The 19,622-nt window shown below is 69.6% G+C and carries 20 protein-coding genes; 17 read left to right on the top strand and 3 right to left on the bottom strand.

Annotation, left to right across the window (positions count from 1 at the left end):
• Positions 1 to 6 precede the first annotated feature (6 nt).
• The 7 genes from SPK54_RS10540 (at position 7) to SPK54_RS10510 (ending at position 8,787) form a co-directional block, all read left to right on the top strand.
• Positions 7 to 1,176, top strand: a complete 1,170-nt coding sequence (locus tag SPK54_RS10540) for a Fic family protein (protein WP_330947857.1) — start codon at positions 7 to 9, stop codon at positions 1,174 to 1,176.
• Positions 1,173 to 4,901, top strand: coding sequence for a DNA methyltransferase (locus SPK54_RS10535; protein WP_330947856.1), 3,729 nt, complete (start codon positions 1,173 to 1,175; stop codon positions 4,899 to 4,901). The genes SPK54_RS10540 and SPK54_RS10535 overlap by 4 nt, the downstream gene beginning before the upstream one ends.
• Complete coding sequence (locus tag SPK54_RS10530; RefSeq protein WP_330947855.1) at positions 4,888 to 5,763, top strand: GIY-YIG nuclease family protein; 876 nt, start codon at positions 4,888 to 4,890, stop codon at positions 5,761 to 5,763. Before SPK54_RS10535 ends, SPK54_RS10530 begins: the two co-directional genes overlap by 14 nt.
• A gap of 106 nt (positions 5,764 to 5,869) precedes the next feature.
• Positions 5,870 to 6,292 carry a hypothetical protein gene (locus SPK54_RS10525; protein ID WP_330947854.1) on the top strand — a complete coding sequence of 141 codons (423 nt, stop codon included), beginning with the start codon at positions 5,870 to 5,872 and terminating at the stop codon, positions 6,290 to 6,292.
• 171 nt (positions 6,293 to 6,463) lie between these two features.
• Positions 6,464 to 7,165 (top strand): hypothetical protein, encoded by a 702-nt coding sequence (locus SPK54_RS10520; protein ID WP_330947853.1) that lies wholly within the window; start codon positions 6,464 to 6,466, stop codon positions 7,163 to 7,165.
• On the top strand, positions 7,165 to 7,857 hold the full coding sequence (locus tag SPK54_RS10515) for a class I SAM-dependent methyltransferase (RefSeq protein WP_330947852.1): 693 nt from the start codon (positions 7,165 to 7,167) through the stop codon (positions 7,855 to 7,857). Before SPK54_RS10520 ends, SPK54_RS10515 begins: the two co-directional genes overlap by 1 nt.
• A gap of 27 nt (positions 7,858 to 7,884) precedes the next feature.
• Positions 7,885 to 8,787 carry an alpha/beta fold hydrolase gene (locus SPK54_RS10510; protein ID WP_330947851.1) on the top strand — a complete coding sequence of 301 codons (903 nt, stop codon included), beginning with the start codon at positions 7,885 to 7,887 and terminating at the stop codon, positions 8,785 to 8,787.
• Between the two features lie 154 nt (positions 8,788 to 8,941).
• On the opposite strand, the gene SPK54_RS10505 is transcribed toward SPK54_RS10510, so the two are convergent.
• Positions 8,942 to 9,679, bottom strand: a complete 738-nt coding sequence (locus SPK54_RS10505) for a glucose 1-dehydrogenase (RefSeq protein WP_330947850.1) — start codon at positions 9,677 to 9,679, stop codon at positions 8,942 to 8,944.
• Between the two features lie 79 nt (positions 9,680 to 9,758).
• Positions 9,759 to 10,184, bottom strand: coding sequence for a YkgJ family cysteine cluster protein (locus tag SPK54_RS10500; protein ID WP_330947849.1), 426 nt, complete (start codon positions 10,182 to 10,184; stop codon positions 9,759 to 9,761).
• Positions 10,185 to 10,279: 95 nt separating this feature from the next.
• Between SPK54_RS10500 and oleC the strand changes: the two genes are divergently transcribed.
• The 7 genes from oleC (at position 10,280) to SPK54_RS10465 (ending at position 17,329) form a co-directional block, all read left to right on the top strand.
• Entirely contained in the window at positions 10,280 to 11,932 is a 1,653-nt protein-coding gene (gene oleC / locus SPK54_RS10495; RefSeq protein ID WP_330947848.1) for an olefin beta-lactone synthetase, read from the top strand.
• On the top strand, positions 11,929 to 12,924 hold the full coding sequence (oleD, locus tag SPK54_RS10490; RefSeq protein ID WP_330947847.1) for a 2-alkyl-3-oxoalkanoate reductase: 996 nt from the start codon (positions 11,929 to 11,931) through the stop codon (positions 12,922 to 12,924). Before oleC ends, oleD begins: the two co-directional genes overlap by 4 nt.
• 119 nt (positions 12,925 to 13,043) lie before the next feature.
• Positions 13,044 to 13,199 carry a DUF1328 domain-containing protein gene (locus tag SPK54_RS10485; protein ID WP_330947846.1) on the top strand — a complete coding sequence of 52 codons (156 nt, stop codon included), beginning with the start codon at positions 13,044 to 13,046 and terminating at the stop codon, positions 13,197 to 13,199.
• Between the two features lie 54 nt (positions 13,200 to 13,253).
• Positions 13,254 to 13,892 carry an SCP2 sterol-binding domain-containing protein gene (locus SPK54_RS10480; RefSeq protein WP_330947845.1) on the top strand — a complete coding sequence of 213 codons (639 nt, stop codon included), beginning with the start codon at positions 13,254 to 13,256 and terminating at the stop codon, positions 13,890 to 13,892.
• Complete coding sequence (gene ubiB / locus SPK54_RS10475; RefSeq protein WP_330947844.1) at positions 13,889 to 15,541, top strand: ubiquinone biosynthesis regulatory protein kinase UbiB; 1,653 nt, start codon at positions 13,889 to 13,891, stop codon at positions 15,539 to 15,541. Before SPK54_RS10480 ends, ubiB begins: the two co-directional genes overlap by 4 nt.
• A gap of 129 nt (positions 15,542 to 15,670) precedes the next feature.
• Positions 15,671 to 16,594, top strand: coding sequence for a cation diffusion facilitator family transporter (locus SPK54_RS10470; protein ID WP_330947843.1), 924 nt, complete (start codon positions 15,671 to 15,673; stop codon positions 16,592 to 16,594).
• A 30-nt stretch (positions 16,595 to 16,624) separates the two neighbouring features.
• Entirely contained in the window at positions 16,625 to 17,329 is a 705-nt protein-coding gene (locus SPK54_RS10465; protein WP_330947842.1) for a pseudouridine synthase, read from the top strand.
• 41 nt (positions 17,330 to 17,370) lie between these two features.
• Here SPK54_RS10465 and SPK54_RS10460 read toward each other — a convergent pair whose 3' ends face one another.
• On the bottom strand, positions 17,371 to 17,892 hold the full coding sequence (locus SPK54_RS10460) for a DUF2059 domain-containing protein (protein WP_330947841.1): 522 nt from the start codon (positions 17,890 to 17,892) through the stop codon (positions 17,371 to 17,373).
• A gap of 130 nt (positions 17,893 to 18,022) precedes the next feature.
• Here SPK54_RS10460 and arfB point away from each other — a divergent pair, with 130 nt between their 5' ends.
• The 3 genes from arfB to SPK54_RS10445 form a co-directional block, all read left to right on the top strand.
• A complete protein-coding gene (gene arfB / locus SPK54_RS10455) occupies positions 18,023 to 18,436 on the top strand; it encodes an alternative ribosome rescue aminoacyl-tRNA hydrolase ArfB (protein WP_330947840.1) in 414 nt (137 codons plus the stop codon).
• Between the two features lie 50 nt (positions 18,437 to 18,486).
• Positions 18,487 to 19,080, top strand: a complete 594-nt coding sequence (locus SPK54_RS10450; RefSeq protein WP_330947880.1) for a lysophospholipid acyltransferase family protein — start codon at positions 18,487 to 18,489, stop codon at positions 19,078 to 19,080.
• A gap of 239 nt (positions 19,081 to 19,319) precedes the next feature.
• A partial coding sequence (locus SPK54_RS10445; protein WP_330947839.1) for a hypothetical protein occupies positions 19,320 to 19,622 on the top strand: 303 nt, incomplete at its 3' end.

Below are 19,622 nucleotides of genomic sequence, written 5' to 3'. Positions count from 1 at the left end.
AAGTTGATGGGTACGCGCATTACCGGGCGCTATGTCCCCGGCTCGATGGCGGAAAGCCGCTACCAGGCGTTTATTCCGTCGCCCCTGCCGCCCGATCCGCCGCTGGATCTGACGGGCAATGAACTCATCGCGCGCAAGGAGCGGGCCGACCAAGCCTTGGGGCGGCTCGACGGCATCACCTTGATGTTGCCGGATCCGCAGCTGTTCCTTTACCAGTACATCCGCAAGGAAGCCTTGCTGTCCTCGCAGATTGAAGGAACGCAGTCCTCGCTGTCCGACCTGCTGCTGTACGAGCTGGACGAAGCACCCGGCGTGCCGCTGGACGACATCGAGGAGGTGTCCAACTACGTCTCCGCGCTCAACCATGGCCTGCGTCGCCTGCGCGAGGACGACTTTCCGCTGTCCTTGCGCCTGATCCGCGAAATGCATGCGCTGCTACTGCAGGGCGGTCGCGGCGGCAACAAGCATCCGGGCGAATTCCGCACCGGCCAAGTGTTCGTGGGTGGAGGCTTCGGCGCGCTGGCGCATTTCATCCCGCCGCCGCCGGACGCGCTGCCGGAGGCCTTGGCAAGCTTCGAGCGCTTCCTGCATGCCCCGCGCGGGGAAATGCCGCCACTGGTAAAGGCGGCGCTGGCGCACGTGCAGTTCGAGACCATCCATCCCTTCAACGACGGCAACGGCCGCCTGGGCCGGCTGCTGATCGCGCTGATCCTGTGCAACGAAGGCGTGCTGCGCGAGCCCAATCTGTACCTCAGCCTGTACTTCAAGCGCCAGCGCGCCGCCTACTACGACCACTTGAATGCGGTGCGCGTGGCTGGCGACTGGGAAGGCTGGTTGGGCTTTTTCCTGGATGGCGTGGCCGACACCGCGCAACAAGCCGTGGACACCGCGCAACGCCTGCTGGCCTTGCTGGCCGCGGACCGCGCGCGCATCGCGGCGCTGGGCAGCCGCGCCGGCAATGTCGGTCTGGTGTTTGAACTGTTCGCGCGCCGGGTGTTGCTGGGTGTGCCGCAGATACTCCCGCAACTCGCCCTGAGCGCGCCCACCGTGCGTTCGGCCATCCGTACCCTGCAAAACATGGACATCCTCAACGAGTTGACCGGCCAGCAGCGCAACCGGGTGTTCGCCTACCAACGCTATTTCGAAATCCTCAACGAAGGGGCACAACCGCTGTGACCGATGCCGCCGCGCAAGCCGCCGATGCCTTCATCGCCAAGTGGAAAGGCACTGCCGCCAGCGAGCTGTCCACCTCGCAGAGCTTCCTGATCGAGCTGTGCGAGCTGCTGGGCGTGGACCGCCCGCACGCCACTGCCGAGCAGGACTACATGTTCGAGCGCCCGCTGACGTTCCACCATGCCGATGGCAGCAAGAGTCCGGGCCGCGTGGATTTGTACCGGCGCGGGGCGTTCGTGCTGGAGTCGAAGAAACTGAAAGCCGGCGCGCATACCCGCGGCTTCGACGAAGCCATGCTGCGCGCGCATTCGCAGGCGCAGAACTACGCCCGCGCCCTGCCTGCCAGCGAAGGCCGCCCGCCGTTCCTGGTGGTGGTGGACGTGGGCCACCGCATCGAGCTGTATTCCGAATTCAGCCGCAGCGGCGGCAGCTACGTGCCGTTCCCGGACCCGCGCAGCCACCGCATCGCGCTGGACGACCTGCGCGATGCCGCCATCCGCGAACGCCTGCGCAAGGTCTGGCTGAACCCGCTTTCGCTGGACCCCAGCCGCGAGTCCGCCCGCGTCACCCGCGGCATCGCCGCCCGGCTGGCGGAACTGGCCAAGTCGCTGGAACGCAGCGGTCACCCGGCCGAGGCGGTGGCGCAGTTCCTGATGCGCTGCCTGTTCACCATGTTCGCCGAGGACGTGAAGCTGCTGCCGCAGGACAGCTTCCGCGAGCTGCTGCAACGCCACGCCGAGCAGCCCGACACCGCCATGCGCATGCTGGCCCAGCTCTGGCGCGACATGGACGTGGGCGGCTTCTCCGCGGTGCTGGCGCTGGAGGTGCTGCAGTTCAACGGCAAGCTGTTCAAGCAGCCCGACACCCTGCCGCTGGACAAGGCGCAGCTGGCGCTGCTGATCGAAGCGGCCAAGGCCGACTGGAAGCACGTCGAGCCCGCCATCTTCGGCACCCTGCTGGAACGCGCGCTCAGCCCCGGCGAGCGCCACAAGCTGGGCGCGCACTACACCCCGCGCGCCTACGTGGAGCGGCTGGTGCTGCCCACCGTGATCGAGCCGCTGCGCAAGGAATGGAGCGATGCCAAGGCCGCCGCACTGGTGCAGTTGGCGGAAGCCGAGTTGGCGCGCGAAGAAGGCATGCGCGGCACCGGCATGAAGTCCAACGCCGAGCGCCTGAAGCAATACAACGCGGAACTTCACAAGGCACGCGACACCGTGCTGGACTTCCACAAGCGGCTGTGTGGCGTGCGCGTACTGGATCCGGCCTGCGGCAGCGGCAACTTCCTGTACGTCACGCTGGAACACCTCAAGCGCCTGGAAGGCGAGGTGCTCAACACGCTGGAAGAATTCGGGCTGAGCAGGCTGGGTGTCTCCGAGCAGACCGGGCTGGACATCGGCGGCGAGCGCGCCATCTCGACCGAGGCCGAGACCGTGGACCCGCACAACCTGCTGGGCATCGAACTGAACCCACGCGCCGCCGCCATTGCCGAAGTGGTGCTGTGGATCGGCTACCTGCAATGGCACTTCCGCACCCGTGGCGACGTGCGCCCGCCGCAGCCGGTGATCCGCGACTTCCGCAACATCGAGAACCGTGATGCGGTGCTGGCGTATGACCGCGTGGAGTTCGTGACCGACGCGCACGGCGTGCCGGTGACGCGCTGGGACGGGGTGACGATGAAACCTTCCCCGGTGACCGGTGAGCCGGTTCCGGACGAGAGCGCGCGCAAGCCGGTGGAGCGGTATGTGAATCCGCGCAAGGCGGCGTGGCCGCAGGCGGATTTTGTGGTGGGGAATCCGCCGTTTATTGGCAACAAGCGGATGCGGACGGCACTGGGCGATGGCTATGTGGAGGCGTTGCGCGGAGCGTGGCCGGATGTGCCGGAGTCGGCGGATTTCGTCATGTACTGGTGGCATCACGCCGCGCAGCTGACCCGTGCGGGAGGACTGGAACGGTTTGGCTTTATCACCACCAACTCGATCCGGCAGTCATTCAACCGCCGCGTGCTGGAACCGCATCTTGGCGACAAGAAGCAGCCGCTGTCTCTGGTGTTCGCCATTCCGGATCATCCGTGGGTGGACGTGGCAGATGGGGCGGCCGTACGGATTGCGATGACGGTGGCCACCTCCGGCAATCACGGCGCGACATTGCGGGAAGTCATCGCGGAACATGAGGGCACGGAGGAAATCGAAGTCACCCTGCTTGAGAAACGTGGTGCGATGTTCGCCGATCTCAAAGTGGGCGCGGACGTTGCAGGCGCCCAACCGCTTCGGGCCAACAGCGCGATCAGCAACCGGGGCGTGATTCCGCATGGCGAGGGCTTCATCGTGAGTCACGACGAAGCTGCGCGGCTCGGCTTGGGGCGCGTTCCGGAGATGAACAAGCACATCCGGCCGTATCGCAACGGACGCGACATTTCTCAAACAAGTCGCGACGCTATGGTGATCGACATGCTGGGGCTCACGGCTGACGAGGTACGCCGTCGGTTTCCGGCTATCTTTCAGCACTTGTTGGAGCGAGTTAAGCCGGAGCGTGACGAGAACAAACGCGCATCCGTCCGAGACAGATGGTGGCTCTTTGCGGAGCCTCGGAAGGTGATGCGCCGAGCGCATGACGGCCTAGCCAAATACATCGCCACGATCCAGACCGCCAAGCACCGCTTCTTCACCTTCCTTGAGGCGGAGATCCTTCCCGACGACAAGTTGATCGCCATCGCATCCGACGATGCGGTAGTCCTCGGCACCCTGTCGTCACAGGTGCATGTCGTCTGGGCACTGGCCGCTGGCTCTCGGCTTGGGGTAGGTAATGATCCTGTCTACAACAAGTCCACCTGTTTCGAGTGCTTCCCTTTCCCCGACCTCCACGTCGCCGACAAGTCTGGCGGGCCCATCGGCGGCGGCACCATCACTTCGCCCGACGGCACCGTGCGCCCGAATCCGGTGATCGGCGAATACCCCTCTGCGCGCATCGCCACCCTCGCCGAACAACTCGACACCCACCGAAAGCGCCAGCAGGCCGCGCACCCCGACCTCACGCTGACCGGCATGTACAACGTGCTGGACAAGCTGCGCAGCGGCGAGCCGCTGACCGCCAAGGAACGCGTGATCCACGAGCACGGCCTGGTCTCGGTGCTGCGCCAGCTGCACGACGAGCTGGACGCCGCCGTGCTGGACGCCTACGGCTGGTCCGACCTGTTGCCGCTGCTGCGCATCGCGATGGGCACGGATGCCCGAGTGCCGCGAGCGCAGGATGCGCAGGAGCGGCCCCACGGCAACGACGCGCCCGCCGAGGGCCAGACCCGCATTGAGGCCAAGCGCGCCTTCGACGAAGCCATCCTGGAACGCCTGGTGGCCCTCAACGCCGAGCGCGCCGCCGAGGAAGCGCGCGGTCTGGTGCGCTGGCTGCGCCCCGAGTTCCAGAACCCGCAGGCCCGCACCGACGCGCCCGCCCCCGAGCAGGCCACGCTGGCCACCACCACGGCCGACGAGGACGACACCGCGCCCGCCACGCCGGCCGCCACCAAGCCGCAGCCGTGGCCCAAGGACACCGTTGATCAGGTCCGCGCCGTCGCCGACCTGCTGGCCGCCAGCCCCGCGCCGCTGTCGCTGGACGACATCGGCAACCGCTTCACCGCCCGCGGCCCGTGGAAGAAACGCCTGCCGCAGCTGCTGGACATGCTGGTGGCGCTGGGCCGCGCGGCGGAACAAGGCGAGCGCTATGGTGGCGCTTGAACTCAACGACCTGCTGGCCAAGGCCGGGCTGGACCCCGCGCGTACCCTGGTCATGCGTCACCGCCCCACCGAACCGGCGTTGCGCCGGACGCTGCCGTGGCTGGCGCAGGATCGCCCCGATGTCTACAACGCCTACCAGTCGCAACACGGCGAGCGGGTGGAAGTGGCGCTGCGCCGGGCCACCCATCTGGCCTCCTTCATCGGCAACCAGGCGCGCACCGCGTTGTTCGTTGGCGTGTACGCGGTGGCCGGCCATCGCGTCCTTACCGAACAGCAATTCTGGAAAATTCCGCAGAACAATGACCTGCGGGCGCTGGGTACACGTGGCCCGGCCAATGGTCGCGACAGCCTGTGGTTCGACCTGCGCCTTGCCGAAAGCCTGGCAGCGCTCAAGGGCCGGCTGGTGATCGAGTGGAGCGGCATCGAGCGGTCATGGTGGCGCTGGGCGGGCCGCAACGTCCTGCCAGTGCGCGCCATCCACGAAGAATCCCAACTGGTGCCGCCCATGCCAGACTGGCAGTCGCTGGTACTGGACTGGCCTGCGTTGCAGGCGTTGCCGGCGCGCTGGCGCCAAGCGCTGTCGCACTGGCGCGGCATCTACTACATCCATGACCGGAATACCGGAAGGGGCTATGTGGGTAGTGCCTGCGGCGCCGAGAACTTGCTGGGCCGCTGGACCGCTTATGCGGCAAGCGGCCATGGCGGCAATCGCCAGCTGCGTGGGCTGGACCCGGCCGGGTTCGCCTTCAGCATCCTGCAGCGCACCTCGCCCGATCTGGCCGCAGACGAGGTCATCGCACTGGAATCATCCTGGAAGGAAAGGCTGCACACGCGAAAGCCGCATGGGCTCAATGACAATTGATGCAGGGGAACTTGCGAGGCAAGCCCCGCTTCTCCCGCACGCTGTTGATCGTCGCGCCGGCATCTGGCCCACTGGTCGCATCGATCACGTCCTGGGGGAGTCCGGCATGAACGCAGTACCCGGTTGGTTCAAGGTGGTCGCAGTGCTGGCGCTGTTGTGGAACGTGCTGGGCTGCGTGGCGTTCTTCGCGGATCTGCGCCTGTCGCCTGCGGAGGTGGCGCAACTGCCCGACGCGCAACAGGCGCTGTATGCCGCGCGGCCGGCGTGGGCGGTGGCTGCCACCGGGCTTGCGGTGTTTGGCGGCGTGCTGGGCTGCCTGGGCCTGCTGCTGCGCCGGAAGTGGGCGGTGGTGGTGCTGGCGCTTTCGCTGTTGGGCATCGTGGTACAGGACTTCGGGCTGTTCGTGCTGGTGGATGGCGCCAGCCTGGCCGGCCCGGTGGCGGTGGTGATGCAGGCCGTGGTGCTGCTGGCGGGGATCGCGCTGCTGTTGCTGGCGCGGAGCGCCCGTGCGCGGGGCTGGCTGGTCTAGGGCATCGCGGTAGTCGTCGCACGCCCTGGCCGCAGCCGAGGCATGATCGCGAGCGCCGCCCGCAGCCTGCCGACGTTGCGCGGGTTTGGAGAACCCCCGCGCCGCTGGCTATCCTCGCGGTGGGCGGCTGGGGTGCGCTGCCCGACACCATCACGCAACCAGGGGAATGCAATGGCAGACAGCGAGAACAGCCCGCCGATAGCGCCGGCGGCAGCCGCAAGGCCGGGCATGCTGCGGCGCGCGCTGCAGTGGTACTGGGGCCAGCGCGACAGCGCGGAGCGGGGCGAGCCGGTCAAGCGCACGCTGGTCGCACTGGTGCTGCTGGCGCTGGGCGTGGGCGGCAGCGAGGCCTATGGCTACGTGCGCGACAAGTTCCGCGACCCCGACGCCTATCTGGTGCAGATGAAGCAGGACCAGGACGCCGCGTTCAAGAAGCTGCAGGGCAGCCTGGACGCGCTGGGCAGTTCGGTGGAGGGCAACGGCCGGCAGGCGCTGTCGCAGGTCAGGAGCGCGGTCAGCGAGATGAAGTCCGCCAACGCCGGACTGATGGCGCAGCTGGCTCTGGCCAAGCAGGAGAACGTGCGCCTGTCGCAGGTGGCGGGCCAGCAGGCGGGGGTGAGCGGCGGCTACGACATCATCCTGTCCGAGAACACCGGACTGGCGCTGGATGGCTCGTCGGTACTGGGCGTGCAAGGCGTGCAGCGCAATGGCGCGTGGGTGCGGATGAGCACGGCGGGCGCGGACGATCAGCGCAATTTCCTGGAAAGTGGCGAGTCGCTTGTCTATCGCAACGCGGCGGGTCGTGAATGCAAGATCAGCCTGCTGTCGGTGTCGGGCGGCGAATCGGCGTCGTTCAAGACCAGCTGCGTCTGATGCCGGAAGCCGGTGACGGAGCCTGCGAAACCGGGCGTGGCGGGGCTGTTCCCGCCATCGCCTGCCCGTTGTGCGGCGCCGCCACCCATGCGTTCTGCGAAGACCGCGCACGGCGCTATCTGGAATGCCCGGACTGCGGACTGGTGTCGGCCGATCCGGCCTCGCACCTGTCGCGGGAAGACGAACGCGCGATCTACGACCTGCACCAGAACGACCCCGCCGATGCCGGTTACCGCCGCTTCCTGGCGCGGCTGGCCGATCCGTTGCGGGCCAGGCTGGTGCCGGGCATGCGCGGGCTGGACTTCGGCTGCGGGCCGGGCCCGGCGCTGTCGATGCTGCTGCGCGAGGCGGGCATGGCGATGGCCGATTACGACCCGTGCTACGCGCCCGACGCAGCGCTGCTGGCGACGCAGTACGACTTCGTCACCTGCACCGAGGTGGTGGAGCATTTCCGCGACCCGCTGGCGGGTTGGACGCGGCTGGCGGGATTGGTGCGGCCGGGCGGCTGGCTGGGCGTGATGACGCAGCTGGCCCCCGACCTTCCGCAGAACTTCCTGCGCTGGCGCTACCGCGACGACCGCACCCACGTCAGCTTCCATCGGCTGGCCACCCTGCGGTGGCTGGCGGCGCGGTTCGCCTTCGCGCTGGAGCAGGTGGAAAGCCAGGCCTTCCTGCTGCGCAGGCAGGGCTGAGGCCGGCGCACCGCCTACAATGGGCGGATGCGCTTCCCCGACTATCCGTTCACCCCGCAACGCTTCGAAGTCCGCCCCGGCATCGCCATGTCCTTCCTCGACGAAGGCCCGCGCGACGGCGAGGTGGTGGTGATGCTGCACGGCAATCCGTCGTGGAGCTACTACTGGCGCCATCTGGTGTCGGGACTGTCGGACAGGTACCGCTGCATCGTGCCCGACCACGTCGGCATGGGCCTGTCCGACCGCCCGGACGACGGCGTGTCCGCGCAGCCCCGCTATGACTACACCCTGCAGTCGCGCATCGACGATCTGGACGCGCTGCTGAAGCATCTGCGCATCGACGGTCCGGTGACGCTGGCGGTGCACGACTGGGGCGGGATGATCGGCTTCGGCTGGGCGCTGCGCGATCCCGCGCGGATCAGGCGGCTGGTCATCACCAATACCGCCGCGTTCCCGCTGCCATCGGCCAAGCGCTTCCCGGCGCGGCTGGCGATGGGCCGCGATTCGCGCCTGGGCGGCTGGCTGATCCGCCGCTTCAACCTGTTCGCCCGCGGCGCGGCGTGGATGGGCACCAAGCGTTCGCTGCCGAAGCACGTGCGCGCGGCCTATGCCGGCGTGTACGACGGCTGGGACAACGCGATCTCCACCCTGCGCTTCATGCAGGACATCCCGCTGCACGACGGCGACCGCGCGATGCCGCTGGTGCAGGCCAGCGCGAAAGCCCTGCCGGGCTATGCGGACCGGCCGGCGTTCATCGGCTGGGGCCTGCGCGACTTCGTGTTCGACAGGCACTTCCTCGAAGGCTTCCGCCAGGCGCTGCCCAACGCGGAAGTGCATGCGTACGCCGATGCCGGCCACTACGCGCTGGAAGACAAGCACGAGGTGCTGGTGCCGCTGATCCGGGCGTTCCTGGAGCGCAATCCGCTGTAGCGGTTGTTCCACCGCGGGAGTATCGACGGAAGGACGGCACCACAAGTTGCGAGGCCAGCCGGACGGCAGCGGCCTCGCAACCAAGCGAGTATCGGGGAGCGACTTGCGAGGCCGCTGCCGTCCGGCTGGCCGGCTCCCGCGGTGATTGCTGGCGTTAGAGAATCCAGCCGCCGTCCACCGTCAGCTCCGCGCCGGTGACGAACCCAGCGTCCGCGCTGGCGAGGAACGCCACCGCGGCGGCGATTTCCTCGGGCTTGCCGATGCGCTTGAGCGGCGTGGCCTCGATGCCGGCCTGGTTCGCTTCGGGCGGATTGTTTTCCAGCATCGGCGTTTCGATGAAGCCCGGATGCACCGAGTTCACCCGGATCTGCGCCGGCGCCAGTTCCAGCGCGGCGGTCTTGGTCATCCCGCGCACCGCCCACTTCGTGCCCACGTAGGCGGCCGCGTTGGGGAAGCCCAGCTGGCCGGCGATCGAACTGATGTTGACGATGCAGCCGCCGCCGGCCGCGCGCAGCGGCACCTGGCCGTGCTTCATACCGAGGAACGGACCCAGCTGGTTGACCCGGAACTGCTGCTCGATATCACGCACCGGGGTGTCGGCGATCTGGCCGGGGTGGAAGATGCCGGCATTGTTGACCAGTACGTGCAGGCCGCCGAAGCGGGCGGTGGCCGCCGCCAGCGTCTCCACCCATGCGGCTTCGTCGCCGACGTCGTGGTGGAAATAGGCGGTGCGTTCGCCGAGTTCCGCCGCCAGCGCGTGGCCGGCGTCATCCAGCACGTCGGTGATGACCACGCGTGCGCCGTCGGCGTGCAGCCGGCGGACGATGGCTGCGCCGATGCCGCGTGCGCCGCCGGTGACCAGGGCGACCTTGCCTTCCAGTTTGCCGCTCATTTCGCAATCCTCCGCAGTGGGTGGACGGCCAGCCTGCCCGCCTGCGCCTGCCCGCGTTTTGATCGGGATCAATCAACGCTCAGGCGGCGACCGGCGGCAGCGCCGGCGGCGACGGGCTGTTGCCGCTGTCGTCCGGATGGTCGTCGTTGTCGGCACCGTCGCGCCAGCGCCAGTCGGCGGCGGTCAGCACCGGCAGGCTGAAGGCGATCCGGGCCTTGTCGCACTGCGCGCTGGGGCGGCCGAACTCGAACGAGGCTTCGACCTCGCGGCAGACCGACGGCCGGTTGGGGTGGATGCTGCAGCGCGAGTACCTGCCGATGTCGGCATCCAGTGCCACGCAGCGGATCGGTGGGGCGAAGGTGCCCTGCATGCACAGGCGATGGGCGTCCAGCCGCTCGGTGAGCGCGGCCGGCACGCCGCCGGGCGTGACCTCGTCCGATTCCATCCAGTGGAAGGCGACGCGGTACTGGGCGCAGCAGGCGCCGCAGGTCAGGCAGGGATGCATGGGGGCCGGGCCTTGCGCGGCGTAGATCGATGAGGGGGACGCGATTTTTTTCCGCGCCGGGCCGGCGCGCAAGGGGGGCGGGCGATAATGCGCGGATGACCGACCCCTGCAACATCGCCGCCGCCTTGCCGCGGCTGGCCCGCGAACACCCCGACCAGGTGGCGATGCGCTGCCCCGGCGCGGGCGGCCGCTACGAGGTGGCGCTGACCTATGCGCAGCTGGATGCGCGCAGCGACGCCATCGCCGCCGGCCTGGCCGGGCGCGGCATCCGCCGTGGCACCCGCACGGTGGTGATGGTGCGGCCGACGCCGGAGTTCTTCCTGCTGATGTTCGCGCTGTTCAAGGCCGGCGCGGTGCCGGTGCTGGTCGATCCCGGCATCGACCGGCGCGCGCTGAAGCAATGCCTGGACGAGGCGCGGCCGGAGGCCTTCATCGGCATTCCGCTGGCGATGCTGGCCAAGGTGCTGCTGGGCTGGGCGCGCGCGGCCAGGGTGCGCGTCACCACGGGCCGCTGGCCGCTGCTGGCCGACGCCACGCTGGCGCGCGTCGAAGCCGAAGGCGCCGGCGCCGGCCCGCAGCTGGCCGCCACCGACGGCGAGGACGTGGCCGCCATCCTGTTCACCAGCGGCAGCACCGGCGTGCCGAAGGGCGTGGTCTACCGGCATCGGCATTTCGTCGCGCAGATCGCGATGCTGGGCGAGGCGTTCGGGATCGCGGCGGGCGGGATCGACTTCCCCACCTTCCCGCCGTTCGCACTGTTCGACCCCGCGCTGGGGCTGACCAGCATCATTCCCGACATGGACCCCACGCGGCCGGCGCAGGCAGACCCGCGCAAGCTGCATGCGGCGATCGAGCGCTTCGGCGTGACCCAGCTGTTCGGCTCGCCGGCGCTGATGGGCGTGCTGGCCGCGCACGGCGAGAAGCTGCCCACCGTCAAGCGCGTCACCAGCGCCGGTGCGCCGGTACCGCCCGCGGTGGTGCGGCGGATGCTGGAGCTGCTGCCGGCGGATGCGCAGCTGTGGACGCCCTACGGCGCCACCGAGTGCCTGCCGGTGGCGGTGATCGAAGGCCGCGAACTGCTGACCCTGCGCGGGCGCACCGAGGCCGGCGCCGGCACCTGCGTGGGCCGGCCGGTGGCGGGCAACACCGTGCGGATCATCCATATCGACGATGGCGCCATCTCCGACTGGAGCGACGGCCTGCAGGTCGCGCCGGGGCAGGTAGGCGAGATCACGGTGGCCGGCCCCAGCGCCACCGATGCCTACTTCAACCGCGACGCGCAGACCGCGCTGGCGAAGATCCGCGAGGCGCTGCCCGATGGCGGCACGCGCATCGTCCACCGCATGGGCGACCTGGGCTGGTTCGACGCCGACGGCCGGCTGTGGTTCTGCGGGCGCAAGTCGCAGCGCGTGGTCGTCGATGCGCAGACCACGCTGTGCACCGAGCAGGCCGAGCCGGTGTTCAACGCGCATCCGCAGGTCTTGCGCAGCGCGCTGGTCGGCATCGGCTCGCAGGGCGCACAGACGCCGGTGCTGGTGTTCGAACTGCAGCCGGGCGTGCGCGTCGACGTGGCGGAAGTCGCCGACGAACTGCGCCACATTGCCCAGGGCTTCGTGCACACCGCGAAGATCGAACACTTCCTGCACCATCCGAAACCGTTCCCCGTGGACATCCGCCACAACGCCAAGATCGGCCGCGAGAAACTCGCGGCCTGGGCGGCGGCGCAACTTGCGAAGGACAGCGCATGAAGCTCCTGGTCACCGGCGGCGGCGGTTTCCTCGGCCAGGCGCTGTGCCGCGCGTTGCAGGCGCGCGGGCACGAGGTCGCCAGCTTCAGCCGCAGCCGCCATGCGGCGCTGGACGCGCTGGGCGTGCGCCAGCTGCAGGGCGACCTGGCCAACCGCGCGGCGGTGCTGGCGGCGTTCGCGGAAGGCTTCGACGCGGTGCTGCACAACGCCGCCAAGGCCGGCACCTGGGGCAGTCATCAGAGTTATTTCGAGGCCAACGTCACCGGTACCCGCAACGTGATCGCGGCTTGCCGCGCGCACGGGATCGGCCGGTTGGTGCATACCTCCACGCCCAGCGTCGCCCATCGCGCGACCCATCCGGTGGAGGGCGCCAGCGCCGAGGAAGTGCCTTACGGCGAAGGCGTGAAGGCGCATTACGCCACGACGAAAATCATCGCCGAGCGGGAAGTGCTGGCCGCCAACGACGCGGGGCTGGCCACCATCGCGCTGCGGCCGCGGCTGATCTGGGGGCCGGGCGACACCCAGATCCTGCCGAAGCTGGTGGTGCGCGCCCGCAGCGGCCGCCTGCGGCTGGTCGGCAGCGGCGACAATCTGGTCGACACCACCTACATCGACAACGCCGCGCAGGCGCACGTGGATGCGCTGGAGCACCTGCGCGCGGGCGCCGCCTGCGCCGGCCGCGCCTACTTCATCAGCAACGGCGAACCGTGGCCCCTGCGCGAGGTGTTGAACGGGCTGCTGCGCTCGGCGGGCGCGCCGGAGGTGCACAAGACGCTGCCGTTCCGCGCCGCCTATGCGATCGGTGCGGTGTGCGAAGGGCTGTGGACCGCGCTGCCGCTGAAGGGCGAGCCGCCGATGACCCGCTTCCTGGCCGAACAACTCAGCACCGCGCACTGGTATTCGATGGCGCCGGCCGCGCGCGATTTCGGCTACGTGCCGAAGGTGACGATGGCCGAAGGGCTGGCGCGGTTGCAGGCCTCGCTGGCGGCCTGAGGCGGGCAGCGCGATGGCAGCCCGGCAGACTGCCGCGACCGGCGCCTTCACCCGGGCGTGATCGGCCGACGCCCACTCTGGCGGCGCGCCGATCCGGCGCGACCGCCTGGAGTCGCCCGATGCTGCACTACGCCGTTGTTTTCCTGATCATCGCGCTGATCGCCGCCTTCCTCGGCTTCAGCGGGCTGGCCGGCATGGCGGCCACCATCGCCAAGGTGCTGTTCGTCGTTTTCCTGATCCTCGCCGTGGTTGCCTTCCTGCGCAAACGGGTCTGATCCGGGCGGCTGCCGGCGCGCGGTGCAGGCGCGCAACCGCCCTACAATGCGCGCATGACCGAGCCCGCCTTCAACTGGAAACAACCCGCCGGCCGCGCACTCGAACTTGCGCTCAACCGCGCGCTGGCGCTGGATGAGGACACCCGCGCCGCCCTGCGCGCGCTGGAAGGGCAGCGGGTGGCGCTGACGCTGGCCTCGCCGCCGCTGGCGCTGCAGGTGCGGGTGGAGGAACAGGCGCTGCGGGTGGGTCCGGTCGACGCCGACGCCGAGCCCGACCTCGGCGTGCGCGCCACCCTCGGCGGGCTGATCCAGCAGCTGCCGATGTTCCGCAGCAGCAACGCGCCGCCGGTGGGCAAGCTGCGCATCGAGGGCGATGCCGAGCTCGCGCGCCGCCTGCAGAAGCTGGCGCAGGGCTTCGACCCCGACTGGCAGCTGCCGTTCGTGCGCGTGTTCGGCGAGGTGCTCGGCGTGCAGATCGCCAGGGCCGTGCGCGCGGCCCTGCAGCAGGCGCAGCTGGCCGGCCGCAACCTGGCCGGGATGGCGGCGGAATACATCACCGAGGAAAGCCGCGACGTGGTGCCGCGCGCCGAGCTGGATGCATTCCACGATGACGTGGACGCACTGCGCGACGGCGTGGAGCGGATCTCCGCGAAGATCGCCCGGCTGCGCCGCGAGCGGGGCCTGGCCGCATGAAGTCGGCGCTGCGTGCGTGGAAGATCGGCCGTGTGCTGCTGCGCTACCGGCTGGACGACCTGCTGGATGGCACCCCCGCCGAGCGCTGGCTCAGGCTGATGCGGCCTTTCGTGCCGCGCGCCTCGCGCGAGGTGGCCACCCAGTCGCGCGGCGCGCGCCTGCGGCTGGCGTTGCAGGAACTCGGCCCGATTTTCGTCAAGTTCGGGCAGATCCTCTCGACCCGCCGCGACCTGGTGCCGCCGGACATCGCCGAGGAGCTGACCCTGCTGCAGGACCGGGTGGCGCCGTTCGACGGCGTGCAGGCCCGGGCACTGGTGGAAGCGGCACTGGGCCGCGGCATCACCGATGCGTATGCGGCGTTCGACACCACCCCACTGGCCTCCGCCAGCATCGCCCAGGTGCATGCGGCCACCCTGCACGACGGCCGCGAGGTGGTGGTCAAGGTGCTGCGCCCGGACATCGGCAGGCTGATCGCCGCGGATATCGCGCTGCTGAAGAACGTGGCCGGCGTCGTCGAGCGCACCCACCCGAGCGCCGACAAGATCCGCCCGAAGGAAATCGTCGCCGAGATCGAGAACACCCTTGCCGCCGAACTCGACCTGCAGCGCGAGGCCGGCAACGCCAGCCTGCTTCGGCGCAACTGGCTGGGCTCGCCGGACCTGTACGTGCCCGAGGTGATCTGGAGCCACACCGCCGAACGCGCGATGACGATGGAGCGGGTGCGCGGCATCCCCTCCGACGACATCAAGGCGCTGGACGCCGCCGGGATCGACCGCAGGGCGCTGGCGGCAAAGGGCGTGCGCGTGTTCTACCAGCAGGTGTTCCGCGACAACTTCTTCCACGCCGATGCCCACGCCGGCAACATCTGGGTCGACCCGGAGCGCAAGGCGGACCCGCGCTTCATCGCGCTTGATTTCGGGATCATGGGCCAGCTCTCCAGCGACGACCAGTACTGGCTCGCCGAGAACTTCATGGCGATCTTTAACCGCGACTACCGGCGCATCGCGGAATTGCATGTGCAGGCCGGGTGGATGCCGGCGCACCTGCGCATCGACGAGCTGGAAGCCGCGGTGCGCGCTGTCTGCGAACCGTACTTCACCCGCCCGCTCAGCGAGATCTCGCTGGCCGAGGTGCTGGTGAAACTGTTCCGCACCGCGCAGCGCTACGAGCTGACCCTGCAGCCGCAGCTGATCCTGCTGCAGAAGACCCTGCTCAACATCGAGGGCGTGGGCCGCCAGCTGGACCCGAAGATCGACATCTGGGCGGTGGCGCGGCCGGTGCTGGAGGCCATCCTGGCCGAGCGCTACAGCCCGAAGCGGTTGGCCGGCGAGCTGCGCAAGCGGATGCCGGAGCTGGTCACCCGCGCGCCGGAAATGCCGCGCCTGCTGCACGCCTGGTTGCAGCAGCAGGTGCAGGGCGGGCACGAGCTGAGCATGCGTTCGACCGACCTGCGCGAGATCGCGCAGACGCTGGCGGCGATGCAGCGGCGGATCGTCGCCTCGATCCTCGGCGTCGGCCTGCTGATCGTGGCCGCGGTGCTGTATGCGCTGGAGGCCGGCGGGCCGCAGCTGCTGTCGCTGCCGGTTTCCACCTGGATCGCCGGCGTCGGTGGGCTGTGGGCGCTGCTGGCGGCGTGGCCGCGGCGATAGCGATGGGCGCGCGGCGTCGTCCGCGCGCGCATTCCACGGTGTGATCGGGGGGCTGGAATTGTGTAACCAGCGGGCCTGTCGCTAGGGTGCCGGGCATCTTTTCAGGCATCGTTCCAGGTATCCACGGCGATGGGCGCAGGCCACTCCGATCATTCCCATGAACACGGGCACGCGCACAGCCACGTGCCCGCGCGGATCCGCCACGAGCGCCCGCTGTGGATCGCGTTCGCGCTGACCCTGCTGTTCCTGCTGGTGGAGGTCGCGGGCGGGCTGCTGAGCAACAGCCTGGCGCTGCTGTCCGACGCCGCGCACATGACGACCGACGTGCTGGCGCTGGGCATCGCGCTGTTCGCGGTGCGAATGAGCCGCCGCCCGCCGGACGCGCGGCGCACCTACGGCTATGCACGGATGGAGGCGATCGGCGCGCTGGCCAACGGCGGCCTGCTGTTCGTGGTGGCCGGCTTCATCCTGTGGGAGGCGCTGGGCCGCTTCCGCGCGCCGCAGGCGGTGGCCTCGGACGCGATGCTGGTGGTGGCCGTGCTCGGCCTGCTGGTCAATCTGGCCTCGATGCGGCTGCTGGCCGCAGGTGCGGGCGAGAGCCTCAACGTGCGCGGCGCCTACATGGAAGTGTGGAGCGACATGCTCGGTTCGCTGGGGGTGATCGCCGGCGCGCTGCTGATCCGCTTCACCGGCTGGACCGTGGTCGACCCGGTGATCGCCGTGCTGATCGGCCTGTGGGTGCTGCCGCGCACCTGGCTGCTGCTGCGTGCGGCGGCGCAGGTGCTGATGCAGGGCGTGCCGGCGGGGCTGGACATCGACGAGGTGCGCGACGCCATGCAGGCCACGCCCGGCGTGGCCACCGTGCACGACCTGCACGTGTGGGCGCTGGGCTCGCGCGAGCCGATCCTGACCGCGCATGTGCTGCTGTCGGACGAGGCCGGCGATGCCGACGCGCTGCGCGGCGAACTGGCCGGCATGCTGGGCGCGCGCTTTGACATCGACCACGTCACCCTGCAGATGGAAGCGCGGCACTGCGGCGGCGAACATCACTGAGAGTGATCGGACATAGGCGACAATGACGGCATGACCGATGCGCCGCTGCCCGTGCTCCATATCGACGACACGCTGGCCGTGGTCTGCAAGCCGGCCGGGCTGATGGTCCACGACAGCGCGCTGGCGCGCGGCGAGACCGACTTCGCCGCGGATCGCCTGCGCGAGCAGTTCGGGCGGCCCATTTTCCTGGTGCATCGGCTGGATCGCGCCACCAGTGGCTGCCTGCTGCTGGCGTTCGACCGCGATACGGCCTCGGCGCTGGGCAAAACGCTGATGGCGCACGACGTCGAGAAGGACTACTGGGCGGTCTGCCGCGGTTGGCCGGCGGAAGCCGTCTTCACCGTCGACCATCCGCTCGACGGCGGCCCCGGCAAGCCGCAGAAGAAGCCGGCGATCACCGATTTCGAAGTGCTGGCGACCTGCGAGCTGGCGCTGCCTTCGGCGGGCTTTGCGACCTCGCGCTATGCGTGTTTGCGGGCATCGCCGCGAACCGGCCGGTTCCGACAGATCCGCCGCCACCTCAAGCACCTCTCGCACCACCTGATCGGCGATTCCAGCCACGGCGACGGCCGCCACAACCGCAGCTTCCGCAGCCTCGGCATCCATCGCATGCTGTTGCATGCGCGCCGGCTGGCGTTCGCTCATCCGCATAGCGGCGCGCGCATCGAGGTGCTGGCACCGCCGGATGCGGAGTTCGCCAAGGCGCTGGCGTTGTTCGCCGCCCCGCCGGCCTGATCCCCGCGTCGGCGGGGATCGGACCGGCATGGCGCCGTGGCTTACTTCGCCGCCTGCTGTTCGATGGCGGCCTTCACTTCCTGCATCGCCGCCTGCATCGCCGGCTGGATCTCCTGCATGGTCAGGCCCATCGCCTGCGGCGACTTCTTCAGGATCGAGGCGCCTTCCGGGCTACTGTAGAACGCGGTCATCGCCTGCACTTCGCGCTTGCTGAAGACCTGCGCGTAGACCTTGCGCACCACCGGTGCCAGCGCCTCCCACGACAGGTGCCTCTGGATGATGGCGTTGCTGGTCGCCATCGCCTCCTGCATCCGCGCGCGCGCGGCCGCGTCGAGGTCGGCGCCGAACGCATCCGTCAGCATCTTCTGCTGCGCGCCCTGCATCTGCTGCTGCATCCCGGCCATCATCGACTGCATGTCCATTGCCTGCAGCAGGCGGTCCACGTCGTAGGTGTCCGCGGCTTCCGCGGCCGGCGCCGGGGCGGTGGTCTGGGCGGTGGTCTGGGCCAGGGCGGCGGGGGAGAAGGCGAACAGCAGGGCAAGCGACAGGCCGATGCAGCGCATGGGGAGACTCCGGGAAATCAGGGTGGGGCAGCATCTTCGCAGCCGTGGCCGGGGCGCGGCAATGCCCGCCTCGTCCTGCTGCACCCGCGGTCGTCGCTGGCCGGCGGCATGCTGCCGGTAGAATCGGTGCATGCAGATCGGCCGGCTTGCCATCGACGACGACGAACTGATCGAGCGCTTCGTGCGCGCGTCGGGCCCGGGTGGGCAGAACGTCAACAAGGTGGCCACCGCGGTCGAGCTGCGCTTCGACATCGCGCGCTCGCCCTCGCTGCCGGAGCCGGTGCGGGCGCGGCTGCTGGCCAAGCGCGACCGCCGCGTGACCGGCGAAGGCGTGCTGGTGCTGTCGGCGCAGCGCTTCCGCACCCAGGAGCGCAACCGCGAGGATGCGCGGGCGCGGCTGGCCGCCTTCATCGAAAGCGGGCTGCACGCGCCGACGCCGCGCATCGCCACCAAGCCGACCCGCGGCGCCAGGGAGCGCCGCTTGGGCGAGAAGCGCGGGCGTGCGAGCATCAAGCAGGGGCGCAGCGGACGGGGGTGGGATTGAGCCGGGAGCAGGGGGATATCGTGCTGGCGCTGCCGGAGCACGCGCCGCGCATGCCGCGCAACCGCGGCATGGAATGGCTGGGGCGCAGCGTGCTGCGGCTGGGCGGCTGGCGGATGGTCGGGGCGTTCCCCGACGTGCCGCGTGCGGTGCTGATCGCCGCGCCGCACTCCTCCAACTGGGATGGGGTCTGGGGCATTGCCGCCAAGCTGGCGCTGGGCATCCGGCTGTCGATCCTTGGCAAGCACAGCCTGTTCCGGATTCCGCTGCTGGGGCCGCTGCTGCGCTGGCAGGGAGTCATCGCGGTGGATCGCGCCGCGCCGCATGGCGTGGTCGGTCAGGCGGTCGACGCGCTCAATGCGGCTGACTGCATGTGGTACGCGATCGCACCGGAAGGCACGCGCAAATGGGTGGAGCAGTGGAAGCCAGGCTTCTGGCGGATCGCCCACGGCGCGGGCGTACCGGTGATCGTTGCCGCGTTTGATTACCCCAGCCGTACCATCACCATCGGCCCGGCATTTGCGCCGGGCAACGACATGCAGGCGGATATCGCCCGCATCCAGCGCTGGTATGCGCCCTTTCGAGGCCGCAACCACGATGTGGTGCAGCCGGTGGAATCCGCGTCGCCGCAGCACGTCAAAAACTGACGCGACACGTCATCGGCTGCTGGCCCGGGCGTGACGATGCGCCGCGGGCGCGGCTTGTCCGGTCTGGCATGCGAATTGCGTCACATTTCCTACAGCCGCATTGCGCGGCCGCTTCCGTGCCTTCCGCACGGGCGGTCCGCGGACGGCACGAGCAGGGGGCGCATGACGTCGACCACCAGATCCCGCGGGCGGGGTCGCGGCGGCGTGCATCCCGCAATCCAGCATATCGGTCAGGAACCATGTACAAGCCAAGCAAACGCATCGTCATCGCTGTCCTCGTGCTCGGTCTCGCCGGCTTCGCCTTCGGCGTGTGGGTGCTGCTCAATCCGGCCAGCATCTTCGTGCAGCCGTGGCGGGCGGTGCGGGCCGAGGCGCCGGTCAAAGGCGTGCTGCTGGGCCCCTATCCGGTGGAGGAGGACTTCGCCGACCTCAAGAAGCGCGGCGTCACCACCATCATCAGCCTGCTCGAGCCCAACGTGCCCTATGAAAAGGTTCTTCTCCCAACTGAGGGGAAAGGCGCACGGCCGACCGGGCAGACTTGC

It is taken from the genome of Thermomonas sp. LB-4, assembly GCF_036409385.1.
Taxonomy (GTDB): Bacteria; Pseudomonadota; Gammaproteobacteria; order Xanthomonadales; family Xanthomonadaceae; genus Thermomonas.
The sequence above is the reverse complement of the archived record's forward strand: the minus strand, read 5'-3'. Positions and strand labels throughout refer to the sequence as shown.

Coding starts and splice junctions, on each gene's coding strand:
- SPK54_RS10470 (WP_330947843.1), top strand. CDS start 15,671: ATGGGCGCAGGCCACTCCGATCATTCCCATGAACACGGGCACGCGCAC.
- SPK54_RS10540 (WP_330947857.1), top strand. CDS start 7: ATGGGTACGCGCATTACCGGGCGCTATGTCCCCGGCTCGATGGCGGAA.
- SPK54_RS10510 (WP_330947851.1), top strand. CDS start 7,885: ATGCGCTTCCCCGACTATCCGTTCACCCCGCAACGCTTCGAAGTCCGC.
- SPK54_RS10525 (WP_330947854.1), top strand. CDS start 5,870: ATGAACGCAGTACCCGGTTGGTTCAAGGTGGTCGCAGTGCTGGCGCTG.
- SPK54_RS10505 (WP_330947850.1), bottom strand. CDS start 9,679: ATGAGCGGCAAACTGGAAGGCAAGGTCGCCCTGGTCACCGGCGGCGCA.
- oleC (WP_330947848.1), top strand. CDS start 10,280: ATGACCGACCCCTGCAACATCGCCGCCGCCTTGCCGCGGCTGGCCCGC.
- arfB (WP_330947840.1), top strand. CDS start 18,023: ATGCAGATCGGCCGGCTTGCCATCGACGACGACGAACTGATCGAGCGC.
- oleD (WP_330947847.1), top strand. CDS start 11,929: ATGAAGCTCCTGGTCACCGGCGGCGGCGGTTTCCTCGGCCAGGCGCTG.
- SPK54_RS10500 (WP_330947849.1), bottom strand. CDS start 10,184: ATGCATCCCTGCCTGACCTGCGGCGCCTGCTGCGCCCAGTACCGCGTC.
- SPK54_RS10515 (WP_330947852.1), top strand. CDS start 7,165: ATGCCGGAAGCCGGTGACGGAGCCTGCGAAACCGGGCGTGGCGGGGCT.
- SPK54_RS10520 (WP_330947853.1), top strand. CDS start 6,464: ATGGCAGACAGCGAGAACAGCCCGCCGATAGCGCCGGCGGCAGCCGCA.
- SPK54_RS10460 (WP_330947841.1), bottom strand. CDS start 17,892: ATGCGCTGCATCGGCCTGTCGCTTGCCCTGCTGTTCGCCTTCTCCCCC.
- SPK54_RS10450 (WP_330947880.1), top strand. CDS start 18,487: ATGCCGCGCAACCGCGGCATGGAATGGCTGGGGCGCAGCGTGCTGCGG.
- SPK54_RS10480 (WP_330947845.1), top strand. CDS start 13,254: ATGACCGAGCCCGCCTTCAACTGGAAACAACCCGCCGGCCGCGCACTC.
- ubiB (WP_330947844.1), top strand. CDS start 13,889: ATGAAGTCGGCGCTGCGTGCGTGGAAGATCGGCCGTGTGCTGCTGCGC.
- SPK54_RS10530 (WP_330947855.1), top strand. CDS start 4,888: ATGGTGGCGCTTGAACTCAACGACCTGCTGGCCAAGGCCGGGCTGGAC.
- SPK54_RS10485 (WP_330947846.1), top strand. CDS start 13,044: ATGCTGCACTACGCCGTTGTTTTCCTGATCATCGCGCTGATCGCCGCC.
- SPK54_RS10465 (WP_330947842.1), top strand. CDS start 16,625: ATGACCGATGCGCCGCTGCCCGTGCTCCATATCGACGACACGCTGGCC.